18 protein-coding genes are annotated in these 16,668 nt (G+C 58.6%); 14 read left to right on the forward strand and 4 right to left on the reverse strand.

Annotated features, from left to right (window positions below):
• Positions 1-59 precede the first annotated feature (59 nt).
• Together N1078_RS08840 and N1078_RS08845 are read left to right on the forward strand one after the other, a co-directional pair.
• Positions 60-731, forward strand: coding sequence for a response regulator (locus N1078_RS08840; protein ID WP_274087813.1), 672 nt, complete (start codon positions 60-62; stop codon positions 729-731).
• Positions 724-2,142, forward strand: a complete 1,419-nt coding sequence (locus tag N1078_RS08845) for a sensor histidine kinase N-terminal domain-containing protein (RefSeq protein ID WP_443218098.1) — start codon at positions 724-726, stop codon at positions 2,140-2,142. The genes N1078_RS08840 and N1078_RS08845 overlap by 8 nt, the downstream gene beginning before the upstream one ends.
• Here N1078_RS08845 and N1078_RS08850 read toward each other — a convergent pair.
• From N1078_RS08850 to ygfZ, 3 genes are all read right to left on the reverse strand, one after another.
• The gene (locus N1078_RS08850) at positions 2,132-2,893 is read right to left on the reverse strand and encodes a substrate-binding periplasmic protein (protein WP_274087814.1); all 762 of its coding nucleotides are present in this window, start codon (positions 2,891-2,893) and stop codon (positions 2,132-2,134) included. The genes N1078_RS08845 and N1078_RS08850 overlap by 11 nt on opposite strands.
• A 77-nt stretch (positions 2,894-2,970) precedes the next feature.
• Positions 2,971-3,807: an HDOD domain-containing protein gene (locus tag N1078_RS08855; protein WP_274087815.1), complete on the reverse strand. Its 837-nt coding sequence runs from the start codon at positions 3,805-3,807 to the stop codon at positions 2,971-2,973.
• Positions 3,808-3,863: 56 nt separating this feature from the next.
• Positions 3,864-4,805, reverse strand: a complete 942-nt coding sequence (ygfZ, locus tag N1078_RS08860; RefSeq protein WP_274087816.1) for a CAF17-like 4Fe-4S cluster assembly/insertion protein YgfZ — start codon at positions 4,803-4,805, stop codon at positions 3,864-3,866.
• 249 nt (positions 4,806-5,054) lie between these two features.
• Here ygfZ and N1078_RS08865 point away from each other — a divergent pair, with 249 nt between their 5' ends.
• Both N1078_RS08865 and N1078_RS08870 read left to right on the forward strand, forming a co-directional pair.
• Positions 5,055-5,309, forward strand: coding sequence for an FAD assembly factor SdhE (locus N1078_RS08865; RefSeq protein WP_274087817.1), 255 nt, complete (start codon positions 5,055-5,057; stop codon positions 5,307-5,309).
• Positions 5,293-5,745: a protein YgfX gene (locus N1078_RS08870; RefSeq protein WP_274087818.1), complete on the forward strand. Its 453-nt coding sequence runs from the start codon at positions 5,293-5,295 to the stop codon at positions 5,743-5,745. The genes N1078_RS08865 and N1078_RS08870 overlap by 17 nt, the downstream gene beginning before the upstream one ends.
• Here N1078_RS08870 and nadB read toward each other — a convergent pair.
• Entirely contained in the window at positions 5,714-7,330 is a 1,617-nt protein-coding gene (gene nadB / locus N1078_RS08875) for an L-aspartate oxidase (protein ID WP_274087819.1), read from the reverse strand. The two genes, N1078_RS08870 and nadB, sit on opposite strands and share 32 nt — an antisense overlap.
• 367 nt (positions 7,331-7,697) lie before the next feature.
• Between nadB and rpoE the strand changes: the two genes are divergently transcribed.
• From rpoE to era, 10 genes are all read left to right on the forward strand, one after another.
• The gene (rpoE, locus tag N1078_RS08880; RefSeq protein ID WP_274087820.1) at positions 7,698-8,279 is read left to right on the forward strand and encodes an RNA polymerase sigma factor RpoE; all 582 of its coding nucleotides are present in this window, start codon (positions 7,698-7,700) and stop codon (positions 8,277-8,279) included.
• Positions 8,280-8,310: 31 nt separating this feature from the next.
• Complete coding sequence (locus N1078_RS08885; protein WP_274087821.1) at positions 8,311-8,904, forward strand: sigma-E factor negative regulatory protein; 594 nt, start codon at positions 8,311-8,313, stop codon at positions 8,902-8,904.
• 21 nt (positions 8,905-8,925) lie between these two features.
• Positions 8,926-9,873, forward strand: a complete 948-nt coding sequence (locus N1078_RS08890; RefSeq protein WP_274087822.1) for a MucB/RseB C-terminal domain-containing protein — start codon at positions 8,926-8,928, stop codon at positions 9,871-9,873.
• Entirely contained in the window at positions 9,870-10,325 is a 456-nt protein-coding gene (locus N1078_RS08895) for a SoxR reducing system RseC family protein (protein WP_274087823.1), read from the forward strand. The genes N1078_RS08890 and N1078_RS08895 overlap by 4 nt, the downstream gene beginning before the upstream one ends.
• 82 nt (positions 10,326-10,407) lie before the next feature.
• Positions 10,408-11,790: a DegQ family serine endoprotease gene (locus N1078_RS08900; RefSeq protein ID WP_443218104.1), complete on the forward strand. Its 1,383-nt coding sequence runs from the start codon at positions 10,408-10,410 to the stop codon at positions 11,788-11,790.
• Between the two features lie 147 nt (positions 11,791-11,937).
• Complete coding sequence (lepA, locus tag N1078_RS08905; protein WP_274087825.1) at positions 11,938-13,737, forward strand: translation elongation factor 4; 1,800 nt, start codon at positions 11,938-11,940, stop codon at positions 13,735-13,737.
• Between the two features lie 6 nt (positions 13,738-13,743).
• Complete coding sequence (lepB, locus tag N1078_RS08910; RefSeq protein WP_274087826.1) at positions 13,744-14,598, forward strand: signal peptidase I; 855 nt, start codon at positions 13,744-13,746, stop codon at positions 14,596-14,598.
• A gap of 104 nt (positions 14,599-14,702) precedes the next feature.
• Positions 14,703-15,080: a DUF4845 domain-containing protein gene (locus N1078_RS08915; protein ID WP_274087827.1), complete on the forward strand. Its 378-nt coding sequence runs from the start codon at positions 14,703-14,705 to the stop codon at positions 15,078-15,080.
• Positions 15,077-15,766, forward strand: coding sequence for a ribonuclease III (gene rnc, locus N1078_RS08920; RefSeq protein WP_274087828.1), 690 nt, complete (start codon positions 15,077-15,079; stop codon positions 15,764-15,766). The genes N1078_RS08915 and rnc overlap by 4 nt, the downstream gene beginning before the upstream one ends.
• Positions 15,759-16,661: a GTPase Era gene (gene era, locus N1078_RS08925; RefSeq protein WP_274087829.1), complete on the forward strand. Its 903-nt coding sequence runs from the start codon at positions 15,759-15,761 to the stop codon at positions 16,659-16,661. Before rnc ends, era begins: the two co-directional genes overlap by 8 nt.
• The last annotated feature ends 7 nt before the right edge of the window (positions 16,662-16,668 follow it).

Genomic DNA, 16,668 nt, shown 5'->3' on the forward strand with positions numbered 1-16,668 from the left:
AGTGGCCTCTGCACCGTTACACTGGGCGTACAAGAAAAGTGCTGTGGAGTGCTAATACCGTGCGAATCCTGCTGGTCGAGGACCATCTGCCCCTGGCTGAAAGTGTGGCTCAGGCCCTGCGTGGCAACGGGTTGACCGTGGACATGCTGCATGACGGCGTAGCTGCTGATCTGGCCCTTGGCAGCGAGGATTACGCCCTGGCGATTCTCGATATCGGCCTGCCGCGTCTGGACGGTTTTCAGGTGTTGGCGCGCCTGCGCGAGCGCGGCAATACCCTGCCAGTGCTGATGCTCACCGCGCGCGGTGAGGTCAAGGACCGCGTGCATGGCCTTAACCTCGGCGCGGATGATTACCTGGCCAAACCCTTCGAATTGAGCGAGTTAGAAGCGCGGGTCAAGGCGCTGCTGCGCCGTACCGTGCTCGGCGGCGAACGTCAGCAACGTTGCGGCAATCTGCTGTATGACCTGGATACCCGGCGTTTTACCCTGGCCGATGGCCTGCTGACCCTGACCTCTCGCGAGCAGGCGGTGCTGGAAGCGATGATTGCGAGGCCGGGCAGGGTGATGAGCAAGGAGCAGTTGGCGGCCCAGGTGTTCGGTCTGGATGAGGAGGCCAGTAGCGACGCCATCGAAATCTACGTGCATCGCCTGCGCAAGAAGCTTGAAGGGGGCGATGTGAAGATTGTCACCTTCCGTGGCCTGGGCTATTTGCTGGAAGCACTCAGTGACTGAGCCTGCTGTGACTGACTCGAGCAGCCTACGCGGGCGCCTGCTTCGCCGCTTGGCGCTGCTATTGGCGCTGATTCTGCTGGTCAGCAGCCTGAGCGCCTATTGGAGCGCCCGACATGCGGCGGATACCGCCTATGACCGCACCTTGTTGGCCTCGGCGCGGGCGATTGCCGATGGTCTGTACACCACCGCCGAACGGCTGAATGCCAATGTGCCCTATGTGGCGCTGGACACCTTTGCCTATGACAGCGCCGGGCGCATCTACTACCAAGTGCTGGATGTGCAGGGCGCGCTGGTCTCCGGTTATGAGGACTTGCCGCCTGCGCCAGCGGGCACCAAACGCACCGAGGATTATCCGGCGTTGGCGCGTTTCTACGATGCCGAATTCCGTAATCAGGGCGTGCGGGTGGTTAGCTTGCTGCAGCCGGTCAGCGAGCCGGGAGTCAATGGTGTCGCGGAAATTCGCGTGGCGGAAACCCAGGGCGCACGCGAGCGCATGGCCCGCGAGTTGTTGCTCGGCACTCTGCTGCGCATGGGCGTGCTGTCGCTGAGCGCGTTGCTGTTGGTGTGGTTGGCGGTGAGTGCTGCGCTGCGCCCGCTGGAAACCCTGCGTCGCCGCGTGGCAGCGCGCACCAGTGATGATTTGCAACCGTTGTCGGCTGTCGGCATGCCGCGTGAGTTGCGGCCGTTGATCGATGCGCTAAACCAGTTCAATGATCGGCTGCACAACCTGTTCGAGCGTCAGTCGCAATTTATTGCCGATGCTTCCCATGAGCTGCGCACACCCTTGGCGGCGCTCAAGGCGCGGGTTGAGTTGGGCTTGCGCGCACAAGAGCCGGCGGTGTGGCGCAGTACGCTGGAGGAAGCGGCGCAAAACACCGACAAACTGACCCATCTGGCCAATCAATTGCTCTCCCTGGCACGCATCGAAAGTGGCGCGCGGGCAATCGCTGAAGGTGGCGCGCAACGTCTGGATCTCAGTCAACTGGCCCGCGAGTTAGGAATGGCGCTGGCGCCGCTGGCCCATGCGCGGGGCATCGCCTTGGCGTTGGAAGCCGAGCAGCCGGTGTGGGTCAGCGGCGAGCCGACCTTGCTCAATGAGTTGCTGTGCAATTTGCTGGACAACGCCCTGGCGCATACGCCGTCCGGCGGCAATGTGATTTTGCGGGTGCTACCGAGCGCGGTGCTGGAGGTCGAGGATGATGGCCCAGGTATTCCAGCAGAGGCGCATGAACGGGTGTTTGCGCGTTTCTATCGGCACAGTAGTAAGGGCGCGGGAGCCGGCTTGGGCTTGGCCATTGTCGGTGAAATCTGCCGTGCACATCAGGCGGAGATCAGCCTGCATCAGGCGCAGCCCCATGGCTTGTTGGTTCGCGTTGCATTTGCCGCAGGCGAGGCCTGCGTTAAGGGCTGAGGCTAAGCGGCTGCTGGATTTCCAGCAGGTACTGGGTGATTTTGCCGCTTTCGCGCAACTGCTGCAGACCAAGGTTGAAGCGCTTGAGCAGTTGCGCATTGCCGGGAACTTGCCGAGACAGCAGCAGGTGCATGCTGTCAGTGCGTAACGGGGTGTGGTGAAAGCTCAGTTGGGCACGCTCGGCGGCGCTGAAGTGCTGATACAGCACGTCAAAGCCTACGGCTTTATCGACCGGGAATAGATCCACTCGGCCAGCGAGCAACTGGCGAAACGCAGTTTCATCGCTGGTCACCCGGTTGACCCGCAGTTGCCCGCTGGCTTCGGCCTGCTGAAAGGCTTTGCCGTAGTCATAGCCGCGGGTGCCGACAATGCGCTGGCTTTGCAGGTCAGCTACCTGAGCCCAGTCAAAGCTATAGCCTTTGCGGTGGAAGATGTAATAACCACTGTCCATCACGGGGTCGCTGACAAAGAACGCAGCTTCCCGCTCGCTGTTATTCAGCCACACGGCGCTGCCGGCACGTTGGCCTTTTTTAGCCATTAGCAATGCGCGGGCCCAAGGGTGAAACTCCCACTCCACCACGATGCCTTGCAAGGCAAAGGCTTCGCTGACAATGCGCGAGGCAACGCCGTGGTGTGGCAGGTGTTCACCCAGGTAAGGCGGCCATTCGCCGTTGGTCAGACGCACCGATTGTGCCGCCGCGAGGCCACAGCCCAACAGGCTGAGTAGGGCGGATAACAGCAGTGTGCGCATGAACCGTATGCCAGTTGCCGAGGTAGAGGCCCGGCTGGTTGGCTTCGGTTGCATGCGCGTGTGGGCTTGTGAGCGCGTTACTGAAGCATGCTCATGGCTGCTTCCATGGCAGCCGACAGGTCTTCGTCGTCATTCAGGTTCTGGCTTGGGTCTAGGCCCAGTTTGCGGAACGCCGGGATCTGGCTCCAGTCCAGTTGGGTGTAGGGGTGCTCGCTGCCCAGGTAGCTTTGCAGGGTGGCGACCTGAACGAGATCGACATAATCGACTTTGGCGCTGTCGCGGGTGAAGTCCAGGTGCTGGCTGGGCACCATGGCGATCTGCTCGGGGAATTCCCAGGTGCGCAGGATCTTGTCACCGATGATGGGGTGAATCTGCTCAATTACGTGGTTGAGGCTGATTGAGTCAGCCAGCAGTTCGCTGTGCTCTTCGGCATAGGTAAGGATCGGCAGTATGCCGATCTGATGCACCAGGCCGGCGAGGGTGGCCTGGTCTGGCATCAGGCGGGTGTAGTGCTTACACAGTACGTGGCAAATGCCGGCGATTTCGGTGCTTTTGTTCCACACTTCGCGCATCTTGCGGTCCACTACGTCGCTGGTGGCCTGGAACATCTGCTCCATCGCCAGGCCTGTGGCCAGGTTGCTGGTGTAGTTGATGCCCAGGCGGCCGACGGCCATCTGCAGGTCGGTGATTTCTTTGCTGGTGCGCAGCAGCGGGCTGTTGACGACCTTGATGATGCGTGCGGTCAGCGCCGCGTCGTTACCGATCACCTTGCTCAGCTCGGCAATGCCGACGTTAGGGTCTTCTGCCGCTTCGCGTACCCGCAGGGCGACTTCGGGCAGGGTTGGCAGCACCAGTTCATCTCTGTCGATAGCCAGGAGCAGTTCTTGTTGGACTTTTTCGGCAAGCTTACTCATGGGCAATTCTCTTTAGGCGGTCAGGCAAATAAGTGTAATGAACGGGTGCGCGCTGATTAGCGCTGTATTTCACGGTCTGTATCCAGTGTATACGGCAAATCAAGCACGCTTAGCGGGCTGCCTTCGGCAGAACCCAGGTGGATATTGCCATTTAGCACCGCATCGCCCTGCAGCACGGCGAGCAGTTCGACACCTGCTTCGCTGCGCGCGGCCAGCACGACTTCACCGATGCTGGATGTATGTGTGGGCGAAAACAGTTCTGTGGCCGGTGCCGGCACTTGGCTGTCCTGCAGTTCTAGGCGATACAAACGGCGTTTGAGCTTGCCCAGGTATTGCATGCGCGCAACGATTTCCTGGCCGGTGTAGCAGCCTTTTTTAAAGCTGACACCGCCGACCGCCTGCAGGTTGAGCATCTGCGGGATAAACAGCTCGCGGGTACTGCCCATGACCTGACCAATCCCGGCGCGGACCTGGGCCAATAGCCAATCGTTGAGCGGCGCCTCTGGCAGTTGGCTGGCCAACAACGTCTGTACGGCTTCGGCTTGGGCGGCAGGTATCCACAGTTCGGCGCGGCCATCGCTCAGGCGCAGGGCCAGCATGTCATTACCGTGGGTCACGCTGTCGGCGGTGTCAGACAGTTCCAGGCCGAGGCTGTGTAGGGCCTTGTTGCCGCCGCTTAGGCCAATACGCAGCCACGCGCTGCTTTCATCGGCGAGCTTAGATTTGCTGAATACGGCGTATTTTTTAAGGTCGGCGAGCTGCGCTTCAAGCAGCTCGCTGGCCATCGCCAGTAAATAGCCGTCACTGACCATAACGATGCGAAAGCTCGACTGCATACGGCCTTTGGGTGTGCAGCGCGCACCGAGGCTGGAATGGCTGTCGCTCAGGTAGTTAAGGTTGCAGGTGACTTGGCCCTGGAGGAATTTGTTGGCGTCAGGGCCGCGTACGGCGAGGATGCCTTCGTGGCTGAGGATGCAATAAAACGCGGTGTCGGCCATGGTGGATTAGGTATCGCTGGATAAAAATTAGGGTGCTCATCATAGAGTGCACCTTGCGCCTTGTCAGCGCTTGCCGCTGCATCGCAGCAGTACATCGCCCTGCTCAGTGCTGTACATGGCCAATCGCGGCGGTTTCCTCGGTATACTGCGCGCCTTATTTATGGTCTGCCATTTATGGCGACCACCCTTCGGGCAGTCGCTGTGCGACGTTAAAAATGGTTTCACGCCATTTTTTTAAGGAGCAGACCTATGGTTGACTCGGTTGAACTCAATCGTCTTTTTTGGCACAGCCGTCGCGGAATGCTGGAGTTGGATGTGCTGTTGGTGCCGTTTGTCAAAGAGGTGTATCCACACCTCGACGCCGATGATCGCGAGCGTTATCGCAAGCTGCTTGAATGCGAAGATCAGGACATGTTCGGCTGGTTTATGCAGCGTGCTGAGCCGGAAGATGCCGATCTTAAGCGCATGGTTCGAATGATTCTGGACCGTGTCCAGCCGAAGTGATGCCTTTGAATGCCAGTGGCAGCCCTCGCGCCGGCTGCTGGCAGGCTATGCGCTAGTCCTGGGGCTGGCGCTGCTCAGTCTCACTTGGGTGGATATTCCGCTGTGGGCATGGGGCTTGGGTGTGCTGTTCTGTCTGGCGCATGCCGCTTGGGTTGTGCCGCGACACCTGTTGCTGACGCAGCCTTGTGCCTATCAGGCGCTGCGCTGCAATCACGATGGCTGGCAGGTTTACAGTGCCGCGCAGGGGTGGCAGGCCATCGAAATACACCCCGATAGCCTGGCGTTGCCGCTGATTGTCTTGCTGCGCTTTCGCCTGGCTGGGCAGCGCCGCGTGCGCTCGTTGTGCATCGCCCGCGACAGCCTGCCACGTGATCAGCACCGGCGCTTACGCGTGCGGTTGAAGTTCAGTCGCCATAGGTGGGCGGCAGCAAAATAGTGTCTTTGGCTTCGGTCAGTTGCTGTGGGTAATCCAAGGTGTAGTGCAGGCCACGGCTTTCATGGCGCTGCATGGCTGAGCGAATCATCAGCTCGGCCACCTGGGCCAGGTTACGCAGCTCGATCAGGTCGCGGCTGACCTTGTAGTTACTGTAAAACTCGTCAATTTCATCGAGCAGCAGACGCACCCGGTGCTCGGCGCGTTGCAGGCGCTTATTGGTGCGTACGATGCCGACGTAGTCCCACATAAAACGCCGTAATTCGTCCCAGTTGTGCGCAATAATCACGTCTTCATCGGAGTCGGTGACCTGGCTGGCATCCCAGCTGGGCAGCGCTGTGGGTATTTGTACCTGAGCCAGCTGGCTGACGATGTCTGCGGCCGCCGAGCGGGCATAGACGAAGCATTCCAGCAGCGAGTTGCTGGCCATGCGGTTAGCCCCGTGCAGGCCGGTAAAGCTGGTTTCACCAATGGCGTATAGCCCGGGCACGTCAGTGTGACCGTTTTGATCAACCAGCACGCCGCCGCAGGTGTAATGCGCGGCCGGTACGACTGGAATCGGCTCTTGGGTGATGTCTATGCCGAAATCCAGGCAGCGCTCGTACACAGTAGGGAAGTGTGATTTCACAAAGTCAGCCGGTTTATGGCTGATATCCAGGAATACGCAATCAATCCCCAGGCGCTTCATTTCATGGTCGATGGCGCGGGCCACGATGTCGCGCGGGGCCAGCTCGGCGCGGTCATCGAAGCGCGGCATAAAGCGCTCGCCGTTGGGCAGCTTGAGCAATGCGCCTTCACCGCGCAGCGCCTCGGTGACCAGAAAGCTTTTCGCTTTGGGGTGGTACAGGCAAGTCGGGTGGAACTGGTTGAACTCCAGGTTGCCAACTCGGCAGCCGGCGCGCCAGGCCATGGCGATGCCATCACCGCAGGCGCCGTCTGGGTTGCTGGTGTACAGGTAGACCTTGGCTGCACCGCCAGTGGCGAGAATCACAAAGCGCGCGCTGAAGGTATCCACCTCACCGCTGGTGCGATTGAGCACGTAAGCGCCCAGGCAGCGCTGGCCCTCCAGGCCGAGTTTGCGTTCGGTGATCAGATCGACGGCGACGCGCTGCTCCAGCAGTTCGACATTGCTACGCTGCTTGGTCTGTTCGAGCAGGGTGTTGAAGATTGCGGCGCCAGTGGCGTCGGCGGCATGAATGATGCGCCGATGGCTGTGGCCGCCTTCACGTGTTAGGTGGAATTCGAAACCGCCATCTTCACGGGCGTGTTCATCGTCGCGGGTAAAGGGTACGCCCTGATCGATCAGCCATTGGATGGCTTCGCGGCTGTGCTCGACGGTGAAGCGTACAGCTTCTTCGCGACACAGGCCGCCACCGGCGTTGAGGGTGTCCTCGACATGCGATTCGATGGTGTCGGTGTCGTCCAGCACCGCCGCCACGCCGCCCTGTGCCCAGTAGGTGGAGCCGTTGGACAGGTTACCTTTGCTGAGCACAGCAATGCGTAGGTGTGCCGGCAGCGTCAGGGCCAGAGTCAGGCCGGCTGCGCCACTCCCGATAACCAGAACGTCGTGTTGGTAATGTTGGCTCATGTTTGAATTCCGCGAAAAGCGACCCCTAGTATATAGAGGGGGTGGGCTGCACAATAGCCGGCTTATGACCAAGTGCGTTACTCGGGAACTTTTTAAGTGTTTCGGGTTCCATAGGCGGTTATTTATTTGGTAATTCGCCTGTCTCGGGCGGCGTTGCAGTAGGGCGGCAGTTTTGCTTGACCCGTGTGTGATCCAGACTAAAAGCGCAGCATCGGAGTCCCTTTGCTGCGCTATTCCGTGCAGGACTTTTAAGTGATCTGCAGGAAGCTTGTTTGAAGGAGAGAACTTTTGCGCAATGCCCAAGTCTACTTTGGCAGATCGATTAATGGGTCGGCTTGCGCTCCTTCAAACCCAATGAGGAGTTTTCATGCTAACCCAGGAAGATGATCAGCAACTGGTCGAGCGCGTTCAGCGCGGCGACAAGCGTGCATTTGATCTATTGGTGCTCAAGTACCAACACAAGATTCTCGGGTTGATTGTGCGGTTTGTGCATGACACCCATGAGGCACAGGATGTGGCGCAGGAAGCCTTTATCAAGGCTTACCGAGCCTTGGGTAATTTCCGCGGTGACAGTGCGTTTTATACCTGGCTGTACCGCATCGCCATTAACACGGCGAAGAATCATTTGGTGTCGCGCGGTCGGCGGCCGCCAGAGAGTGATGTAAGTGCTGAGGATGCCGAGTTCTATGATGGCGATCACGCCCTTAAAAATATCGAGTCGCCGGAGCGTGTGCTCTTGCGTGACGAGATCGAGGCCACGGTGCACCGCAGTATTGAGCAGTTGCCAGAAGATTTACGCACAGCGCTAACCTTGCGTGAATTTGATGGTCTGAGTTACGAGGACATTGCCAGCGTCATGCAGTGTCCAGTTGGTACCGTGCGTTCGCGAATTTTCCGGGCGCGTGAGGCCATTGATCGATCCCTGCAGCCGTTGTTGCAGGAAACCTAAGGCAGCGGCGTCAGCCAAGAGAGGAACCGCCATGAGTCGTGAAACCCTGCAGGAATCGCTGTCCGCGGTGATGGATAACCAAGCGGATGAACTTGAATTAAGGCGAGTGCTGGCGGCCAGTGACGACCCAGAGCTGCGTGCAACCTGGTCGCGCTATCAAATTGCGCGTGCGGTCATGCACAAAGAGCTGCTTGAGCCGCGCCTGGATATTGCGGCTGCCGTGTCTGCCGTCTTGGCTGATGAGGCCGCGCCGGTTGCCCAGTCAGCGGCACGTGGCGCCTGGCGCACCGTAGGGCGTTTGGCGGTTGCTGCGTCGGTTACCGTGGCGGTGTTGGCTGGCGTGCGTCTGTACAATCAGGATGACATCACCGGTGCACAGTTGGCGCAGCAGGCTAGTCAGCCGGTGCTGAGCGCGCCACAGGTCAGCGGTCAGGCCATGTTGGCCGGTTTTAATACGAGCGAAGAGTCTGTTGGCCCAGCGGCCAGTGCTGTAGGTCAGGGTCAGCCTGGCTGGCATGAGCAGCGCCTGCCTGCCTATTTGCGCCAGCATGCGCAACAAGCGGCCATGAGCACCAGTGAGGGTGCGCTGCCTTATGCGCGCGCCGCCAGTTTGGAAACCCGTTAAGGGCTTTCGTTAGGGAGTCGCATGCGCTTTATTCCTTTTAGCGTCCTGTTACTGGGTAGCTGGCTGGCATTGCCTGCCGTGGCCGATGAGGGGCAGGACTTACTGCAGCGTTTGGCGGATGCTGAGCGCACGCAGAGCTTTCAAGGCACCTTTGTATACGAGCGCAATGGCAGCTTTTCGACGCACAGTATCTGGCATCGCGTTGAGGGGGATGGCGCACTGCGTGAGCGGCTGCTGCAGCTGGATGGTTCAGCTCAGGAGGTCGTGCGCGTCGATGGTCAGGTGCAATGTGCCAGCGGCGCATTGGCCGATCAGTTGATTGATAGCCATCTGTGGCCCGCCAGAGGGCTGGATGCTGCGCAATTGAGTGAATGGTACGAGCTGCGCGTGCTGGGTGCGGCTCGCGTGGCGGGGCGTGCCAGTCGTGTATTGGCGCTGGTGCCGCGAGATCAGCACCGTTATGGCATCGAGCTGCACATTGATCAGCAAACAGGTTTGCCGTTGAAATCGTTGTTGGTTAACGATAAAGGCCAGTTGCTCGAGCGTTTTCAATTCACCCAGTTGCAAACTGAAACCCCCACCGTTGCCAACCTAGAGCCGAGTGTCGGCTGTCGGCCCGTGCGGTTGTCGCCTGTGCAGGCTGACACTGCTGAGGCCTGGCGCTCGGATTGGTTGCCGCCAGGTTTTAGCCTGAGCTCAGTTACTCAGCGTCGCAGCCCAGCATCGGATGAGTTGGTCGCCTGCCAGGTGTACGACGACGGCCTGGCACGCTTTTCTGTATTTATGGAGCCGCTGCGCGGTACGGCCGTTGAAGACATGCGCACTCAACTGGGGCCAACTGCTGCTGTTTCGCGCCGGCTGAAAACGGACGATGGTGATGTCATGGTCACGGTGGTCGGCGAGATACCGCTGGGGACCGCTGAGCGTGTGGCCTTGTCAATGCGTGCAGCCACTGAGGTGGCGCAGTGATCGAGGAGCAGGGTCGCGTCGTGGCTGTCGAGTCAGGCGCTGTCTGGGTCGAAACCTTGCGTAAAAGCACCTGCTCCAGCTGCTCGGTCAAAGCCGGTTGCGGCCAGGGCTTGCTTGACCAGATCGGGGTAGGCGGGCGTCGTGGTTATGTACGCGCGCTGTCGAATCTACACCTGAGTGTTGGTGACGCAGTCATCATCGGCGTGCGCGAGGATTTGCTGGTGCGCGGCTCACTGCTGGTTTATTTGCTGCCATTGCTGGGTTTATTTTTTGCAGCTGTGCTGGCTGATCAGCTAGGGTTGAGTGAGCCTTGGGTGATACTCAGTGCGCTGTTCGGTTTTCTGCTTGCCTGCTGCGCAGTACGTTGGCGCAGTCGTCTTACGGCCGGTGATCCGGCTCTGCAACCTGTGGTGTTGCGCGCATTGCTTGCTGGTGCCGCGGCAGTATTTTAAGACTTTTGCTGGCCTGATGGGGAGTTGTATGTCGAAGCCTGGTCTGAAATCTACCTTTACTGCGTTATGTGCCGTGTTGCTGATGGGGCAGGCACTGCTTGCTCAGGCAAGCCTGCCGGATTTCACCGAGCTGGTTGAGCAGGCGTCGCCGGCGGTGGTCAATATCAGTACCCGGCAGAAGATGCCGGATCGCCCGGTGGCCGGCGCAGGTCAGCTTAATGTGCCTGATTTGGAAGGCTTGCCGCCGATGTTTCGCGAGTTTTTCGAGCGCAACATTCCCCAGATGCCGCGTACGCCAGGGGGCGGTCGTCAGCGTGAGGCTCAGTCGCTAGGCTCCGGTTTTATCATTTCGGCTGATGGTTATGTGCTGACCAATAATCACGTGATCGCCGATGCCGATGAGATCATCGTGCGCTTGGCGGATCGCAGTGAATTGGAAGCCAAATTGATTGGTACGGATCCGCGCAGCGATGTGGCGTTGCTCAAGGTTGAGGGTAGCGGTCTGCCAACCGTCAAGCTGGGCAAGTCTGACGAGCTGAAAGTCGGTGAGTGGGTTTTGGCGATCGGTTCGCCATTCGGCTTCGATCATTCGGTCACTGCCGGCATCGTCAGTGCCAAGGGTCGCAGTCTGCCGAACGAGAGCTATGTGCCGTTCATCCAGACGGATGTGGCAATCAATCCGGGTAACTCGGGTGGTCCACTGTTCAACTTGGCCGGCGAAGTAGTCGGTATCAACTCGCAGATTTTCACCCGTTCCGGCGGTTTTATGGGGTTGTCGTTTGCCATTCCGATGAGTGTGGCCATGGATGTGGCTGATCAGCTCAAGGCGGAGGGTAAGGTCAGTCGCGGCTGGCTGGGCGTGGTGATTCAGGAAGTGAACAAGGATTTGGCCGAATCATTTGGCCTGGATAAGCCGGCGGGTGCGTTGGTGGCTCAGGTGCTAGAAGATGGTCCGGCGGCTAAAGGCGGTCTGCAAGTGGGTGATGTCATCCTCAGTCTGGATGGTAAGCCGATTATCATGTCTGCTGATCTGCCGCATTTGGTCGGTGCGCTGAAGCCGGGCGCTCGCGCCGAGCTGGACGTGGTGCGTGACGGTGCACGTAAGAAGTTAAAGGTGACCATTGGTGCGTTGCCTGAAGATGGCGAAACGTTGGCAGGAAACGCGGCGCCTGGCGTCGAGCGCAGCAGCAACCGTCTTGGGGTCAAGGTGGTTGAGTTGAGTGCTGAGCAGAAGAAGAGCCTCGACCTTAAAGGTGGCGTGGTGATTTCCGAGGTGCAGGAGGGGCCAGCAGCGTTGATTGGCTTGCGTCCGGGCGATGTGATCACGCACCTGAACAACCAGGCGATTAATTCGGCCAAGACCTTTACCGAGGTGGCGCAGGCATTGCCGAAAAATCGTTCGGTGTCGATGCGCGTACTGCGCCAGGGGCGTGCCAGCTTTATTACCTTTAAGCTGGCCGATTAACGGCAGTTCTAGGGTAAAAGGGCGACTTCGGTCGCCCTTTTACGTGGAGCCGCTTTGCGGCTGTGGTGACGTGCAAGGTGGCTTTCGGGTACACTTCGCGGCTATTTTCGGCGGGCAATCGCCTGCGACCTTTTCGAGTGTTGATCCGTGAGTGATTTGAGTCATATCCGCAATTTCTCCATCATCGCCCACATTGACCACGGCAAGTCGACCCTGGCTGACCGTTTTATCCAGATGTGTGGCGGCCTGGCTGATCGTGAAATGGAAGCCCAGGTGCTGGATTCCATGGATCTTGAGCGCGAGCGCGGGATCACCATCAAGGCCCACAGCGTCACCCTGTATTACAAGGCTAAAGACGGCGTTACGTACCAGCTGAACTTCATTGATACGCCGGGTCACGTCGACTTCACCTACGAAGTCAGCCGCTCCTTGGCCGCTTGTGAAGGCGCGCTGCTGGTGGTCGACGCGGGTCAGGGCGTGGAAGCGCAGTCGGTAGCCAACTGCTACACCGCGATTGAGCAGGGCCTTGAGGTCATGCCGGTCCTAAACAAGATCGACTTGCCTCAGGCCGACCCAGACCGGGTTAAGGAAGAGATCGAGAAGATCATCGGTATTGATGCCACCGACGCCGTAACTTGCAGTGCCAAGACCGGCTTGGGCGTTGATGAGGTGCTTGAGCGGTTGGTGCAGACCATTCCCGCGCCCACCGGCAATATCGAAGACCCGCTACAAGCCTTGATCATCGACTCCTGGTTCGATAACTACCTGGGCGTTGTGTCCCTGGTGCGCGTGCGCCATGGTCGGATCAAGAAGGGTGACAAGGTGCTGGTGAAGTCCACCGGCAAGATTCACCTGGTCGACAGTGTCGGCGTGTTCAATCCGAAGCACACCGCCACCGCTGATCTCAAAGCGGGTGAAGTGGGCTTTATCATCGCCGGCATCAAGGACATTCATGGCGCGCCCGTGGGCGACACCCTGACCTTGAGTTCGACGCCGGATGTTGATGTGCTGCCGGGCTTCAAACGCATCCAGCCGCAGGTTTACGCTGGCCTGTTCCCGGTTAGCTCCGATGATTTCGAAGACTTCCGTGAAGCCCTACAAAAGCTCACGCTGAACGATTCGTCCCTGCAGTACACCCCGGAAAGCTCTGATGCACTGGGCTTTGGTTTCCGTTGCGGCTTCCTCGGCATGCTGCACATGGAGATCATTCAGGAGCGCCTGGAGCGCGAGTACGACCTGGACCTGATCACCACCGCGCCGACAGTGATTTTCGAGCTGTTGCTCAAGACCGGTGAGACGATTTACGTCGATAACCCGTCGAAATTGCCGGATCTTTCGGCCATCGAAGATATGCGTGAGCCGATTGTGCGCGCCAATATCCTCGTGCCGCAGGAGCATCTGGGTAACGTGATTACCCTGTGCATCGAAAAGCGCGGCGTGCAGCACGACATGCTGTTCCTCGGCTCCCAGGTGCAAGTTACATATGACCTGCCGATGAACGAAGTTGTGTTGGACTTCTTCGACCGTCTGAAATCAACCAGCCGTGGCTATGCCTCGCTGGATTACCACTTCGACCGTTACCAGTCGGCCAATCTGGTCAAGCTGGATGTACTGATCAACGGTGAGAAGGTCGATGCCTTGGCGTTGATCGTGCACCGTGACAACGCGCACTACAAAGGTCGTGCGTTGACCGAGAAGATGAAAGAGCTGATTCCTCGGCAGATGTTCGATGTGGCCATTCAGGCGGCCATTGGTGGGCAGATCGTGGCGCGCACTACCGTCAAGGCGCTGCGCAAGAACGTATTGGCCAAATGCTACGGTGGTGACGTCAGCCGTAAACGCAAGCTGCTGGAAAAGCAGAAGGCCGGTAAGAAACGCATGAAGCAGGTCGGCAACGTGGAAATTCCACAGGAAGCCTTCCTCGCCGTGCTCAGGTTGGATAGTTAAGGGCCTATGTCGATCAATTTCCCGTTATTGCTGGTTATCGCCGTCGCCGTTTGTGGCGCGCTGGCGTTGTTCGACCTGATCTTTCTGGCGCCACGCCGGCGAGCGGCGATTAGCACCTACCACAGCCAGGTCAGTGAACCTGATGAGGCGGTGGTGGCGCGCTTGAACAAAGAGCCGCTGCTGATGGAGTACGGTAAATCGTTCTTCCCGGTGCTGGCTATCGTGCTGGTGCTGCGCTCGTTTCTGGTCGAGCCCTTCCAGATTCCATCCGGCTCGATGAAGCCGACGTTGGAAGTGGGCGATTTCATCCTGGTTAACAAGTTCGCTTATGGCATTCGCCTGCCTGTGCTGGACACCAAGGTGATTGAGGTGGGTGACCCACAGCGTGGCGATGTGATGGTGTTCCGCTACCCCAGCGATCCAAACATTAACTACATCAAACGTGTGGTGGGCCTGGCCGGCGACCGGATTGCTTACAGCAGCGACAAGCGCCTGACCATTAATGGTGAGTCTGTGGCTCAGCAGTTGATTGGCGATGAGCCCGGCAGTCTGGGCAGCGCGACGCTGTATAACGAAAAACTCGGTGAGGCAGAGCACCAGATCCGTAAGGAAATGCGCCGCTACCGCCTTGAACCTGGCCGCGAGTGGGTGGTGCCGCAAGGGCATTACTTCATGATGGGCGACAACCGCGACAACTCCAATGACAGCCGTTACTGGAATGATCCGGCTATCCCCAAACCGCTGCTAGGCATGGTTCCGGATCAGAATATCGTCGGCAAAGCCTTCGCGATCTGGATGAGCTGGCCGGATCCTAAGTCGAGTAACCTGCCCAATTTTTCCCGTGTAGGTCTGATTCACTGACCCTCGGACGAGTTTGCGACGCTGTTAAACGCAGCCTCGCAGGCTATATATAGTCTTGCCTCCAGCCGTAATGGCTTTCACATCACTTGAATTTGGGGACAAATATGAAATCTGCACATTCGCAAAAAGGAATGTCGATTCTCAGTTGGCTGATGGTGCTTGCAGTTGTGGCCTTTTTGGCCAGCGCAGCGTTCAAGGTAATGCCGCATTACTTCGACAACATGGCGCTGGAGAAAATGATCACCTCCGTCGAAACCGACAAAGCGCTTGATGTTCGCAGCGTTAGCGATTTCTACAGCCACATCAGCAAAGGCATGCAGGTCAACAGCATTCGTGACCTGAACATGCAGGACGCAGTGAAAATTAAAGTGGAAAACAACGAGTTCCTGATACACGTGAAATACGAAAAGCGCGAGCCGTTGATCGAGAATATCGATCTGGTGGTGCGTTTCGATAAAGAATTCCGCGTGCGTATGCCGTGAGCGCTTCATTAGCCCGCCTCGAGCGGCAACTCGGGTATACCTTCAAAGACCAGGAGCTGATGATCCTGGCGCTCACCCATCGCAGCTTCGCCGGGCGTAATAACGAGCGCCTGGAGTTTCTCGGTGATGCGATCCTCAACTTTGTCGCCGGCGAAGCGTTGTTTCAGCGCTTTCCATTGGCCCGTGAGGGCCAGTTGTCACGCCTGCGTGCGCGCTTGGTCAAGGGCGAAACGTTGGCGATATTGGCGCGCGGCTTTGACCTCGGTGAGTACCTGCGCCTGGGTTCCGGTGAACTAAAAAGCGGCGGCTTCCGTCGTGAGTCGATCCTGGCCGATGCCCTGGAGGCGTTGATTGGCGCCATTTACCTGGACACCGGTATGGAGGCCGCCCGTGAGCGGGTGTTGGCCTGGCTGACCACGGAGTTGGAGAGCCTGACGCTGGTCGACACCAACAAAGACCCGAAAACCCGCCTGCAGGAGTTTTTGCAGTCTCGCGGTTGTGAGCTGCCACGTTACGAAGTGGTGGACATCCAGGGCGAGCCGCACTGCCGCTCGTTCGTGGTCGAATGTCAGATTACCTTACTGAATGATAAAACCCTGGGGCAGGGTGCTAGCCGGCGTATTGCCGAGCAGGTGGCCGCCGCTGCCGCGCTGATCGCCCTGGGTGTGGAGAATGGCAATGACTGATTTACCTGTTACACGCTGTGGCTATGTCGCCATCGTCGGCCGGCCCAACGTGGGTAAGTCGACCTTGCTCAACCATATCCTCGGGCAAAAGTTGGCGATCACCTCGCGCAAGCCGCAGACCACGCGGCACAATATGCTCGGGATTAAGACCGAGGGTGAGGTGCAGGCGATCTATGTCGATACCCCTGGGCTGCACAAAAACAACGAGAAAGCGCTCAACCGCTACATGAACAGGAATGCCTCGTCGGCGCTGAAAGATGTCGACGTGGTGATCTTTGTGGTCGACCGTGCCCGCTGGACTGACGAAGACCAGATGGTGCTGGAGCGCATTCAGTACGTCGAAGGCCCGGTGATTCTGGCGATCAACAAGACTGACCGTCTGGAAGATAAAGCCGAGCTGATGCCGCATTTGGAGTGGCTGGCCACCCAGTTGCCGAATGCCGAAATCGTACCGGTATCGGCGCAGCACGGGCATAACCTCGATACTCTGGAAAAGCTGGTAGGTGAGCGTTTGCCGGAAGGGGTGCACTTCTTCCCGGAAGATCAGGTCACCGACCGCTCCAGCCGTTTCTTCGCTGCCGAACTGGTGCGTGAGAAGGTCATGCGTCAACTTGGCGCCGAGCTGCCGTATCAAATCACCGTGGAAATCGAAGAATTCAAGCGTGATGGGCGCATTCTGCACATCCATGCGTTGATTCTGGTGGAACGTGACGGGCAGAAGAAAATCATCATTGGCGACAAGGGTGAGCGGATCAAACGTATTGGCCAGGAAGCGCGCAAGGACATGGAGGTGATGTTCGACTCCAAGGTCATGCTTAATCTGTGGGTCAAGGTCAAAAGTGGCTGGTCTGACGATGAGCGCGCGATGCGTTCGTTGGGCTACGACAATATTTGATGCGCCG

It is taken from the genome of Pseudomonas sp. MIL19 (assembly GCF_028680365.1).
GTDB lineage: Bacteria > Pseudomonadota > Gammaproteobacteria > Pseudomonadales > Pseudomonadaceae > Aquipseudomonas > Aquipseudomonas spirodelae.

What these genes read in the sequence shown, in the direction of transcription:
- N1078_RS08850 (WP_274087814.1), bottom strand. Translation starts at nt 2,893, where the DNA reads ATGCGCACACTGCTGTTATCCGCCCTACTCAGCCTGTTGGGCTGTGGC.
- N1078_RS08855 (WP_274087815.1), bottom strand. Translation starts at nt 3,807, where the DNA reads ATGAGTAAGCTTGCCGAAAAAGTCCAACAAGAACTGCTCCTGGCTATC.
- ygfZ (WP_274087816.1), bottom strand. Translation starts at nt 4,805, where the DNA reads ATGGCCGACACCGCGTTTTATTGCATCCTCAGCCACGAAGGCATCCTC.
- N1078_RS08865 (WP_274087817.1), top strand. Translation starts at nt 5,055, where the DNA reads ATGGTTGACTCGGTTGAACTCAATCGTCTTTTTTGGCACAGCCGTCGC.
- nadB (WP_274087819.1), bottom strand. Translation starts at nt 7,330, where the DNA reads ATGAGCCAACATTACCAACACGACGTTCTGGTTATCGGGAGTGGCGCA.
- rpoE (WP_274087820.1), top strand. Translation starts at nt 7,698, where the DNA reads ATGCTAACCCAGGAAGATGATCAGCAACTGGTCGAGCGCGTTCAGCGC.
- N1078_RS08885 (WP_274087821.1), top strand. Translation starts at nt 8,311, where the DNA reads ATGAGTCGTGAAACCCTGCAGGAATCGCTGTCCGCGGTGATGGATAAC.
- N1078_RS08890 (WP_274087822.1), top strand. Translation starts at nt 8,926, where the DNA reads ATGCGCTTTATTCCTTTTAGCGTCCTGTTACTGGGTAGCTGGCTGGCA.
- N1078_RS08900 (WP_443218104.1), top strand. Translation starts at nt 10,408, where the DNA reads ATGGGGCAGGCACTGCTTGCTCAGGCAAGCCTGCCGGATTTCACCGAG.
- lepB (WP_274087826.1), top strand. Translation starts at nt 13,744, where the DNA reads ATGTCGATCAATTTCCCGTTATTGCTGGTTATCGCCGTCGCCGTTTGT.
- N1078_RS08915 (WP_274087827.1), top strand. Translation starts at nt 14,703, where the DNA reads ATGAAATCTGCACATTCGCAAAAAGGAATGTCGATTCTCAGTTGGCTG.
- era (WP_274087829.1), top strand. Translation starts at nt 15,759, where the DNA reads ATGACTGATTTACCTGTTACACGCTGTGGCTATGTCGCCATCGTCGGC.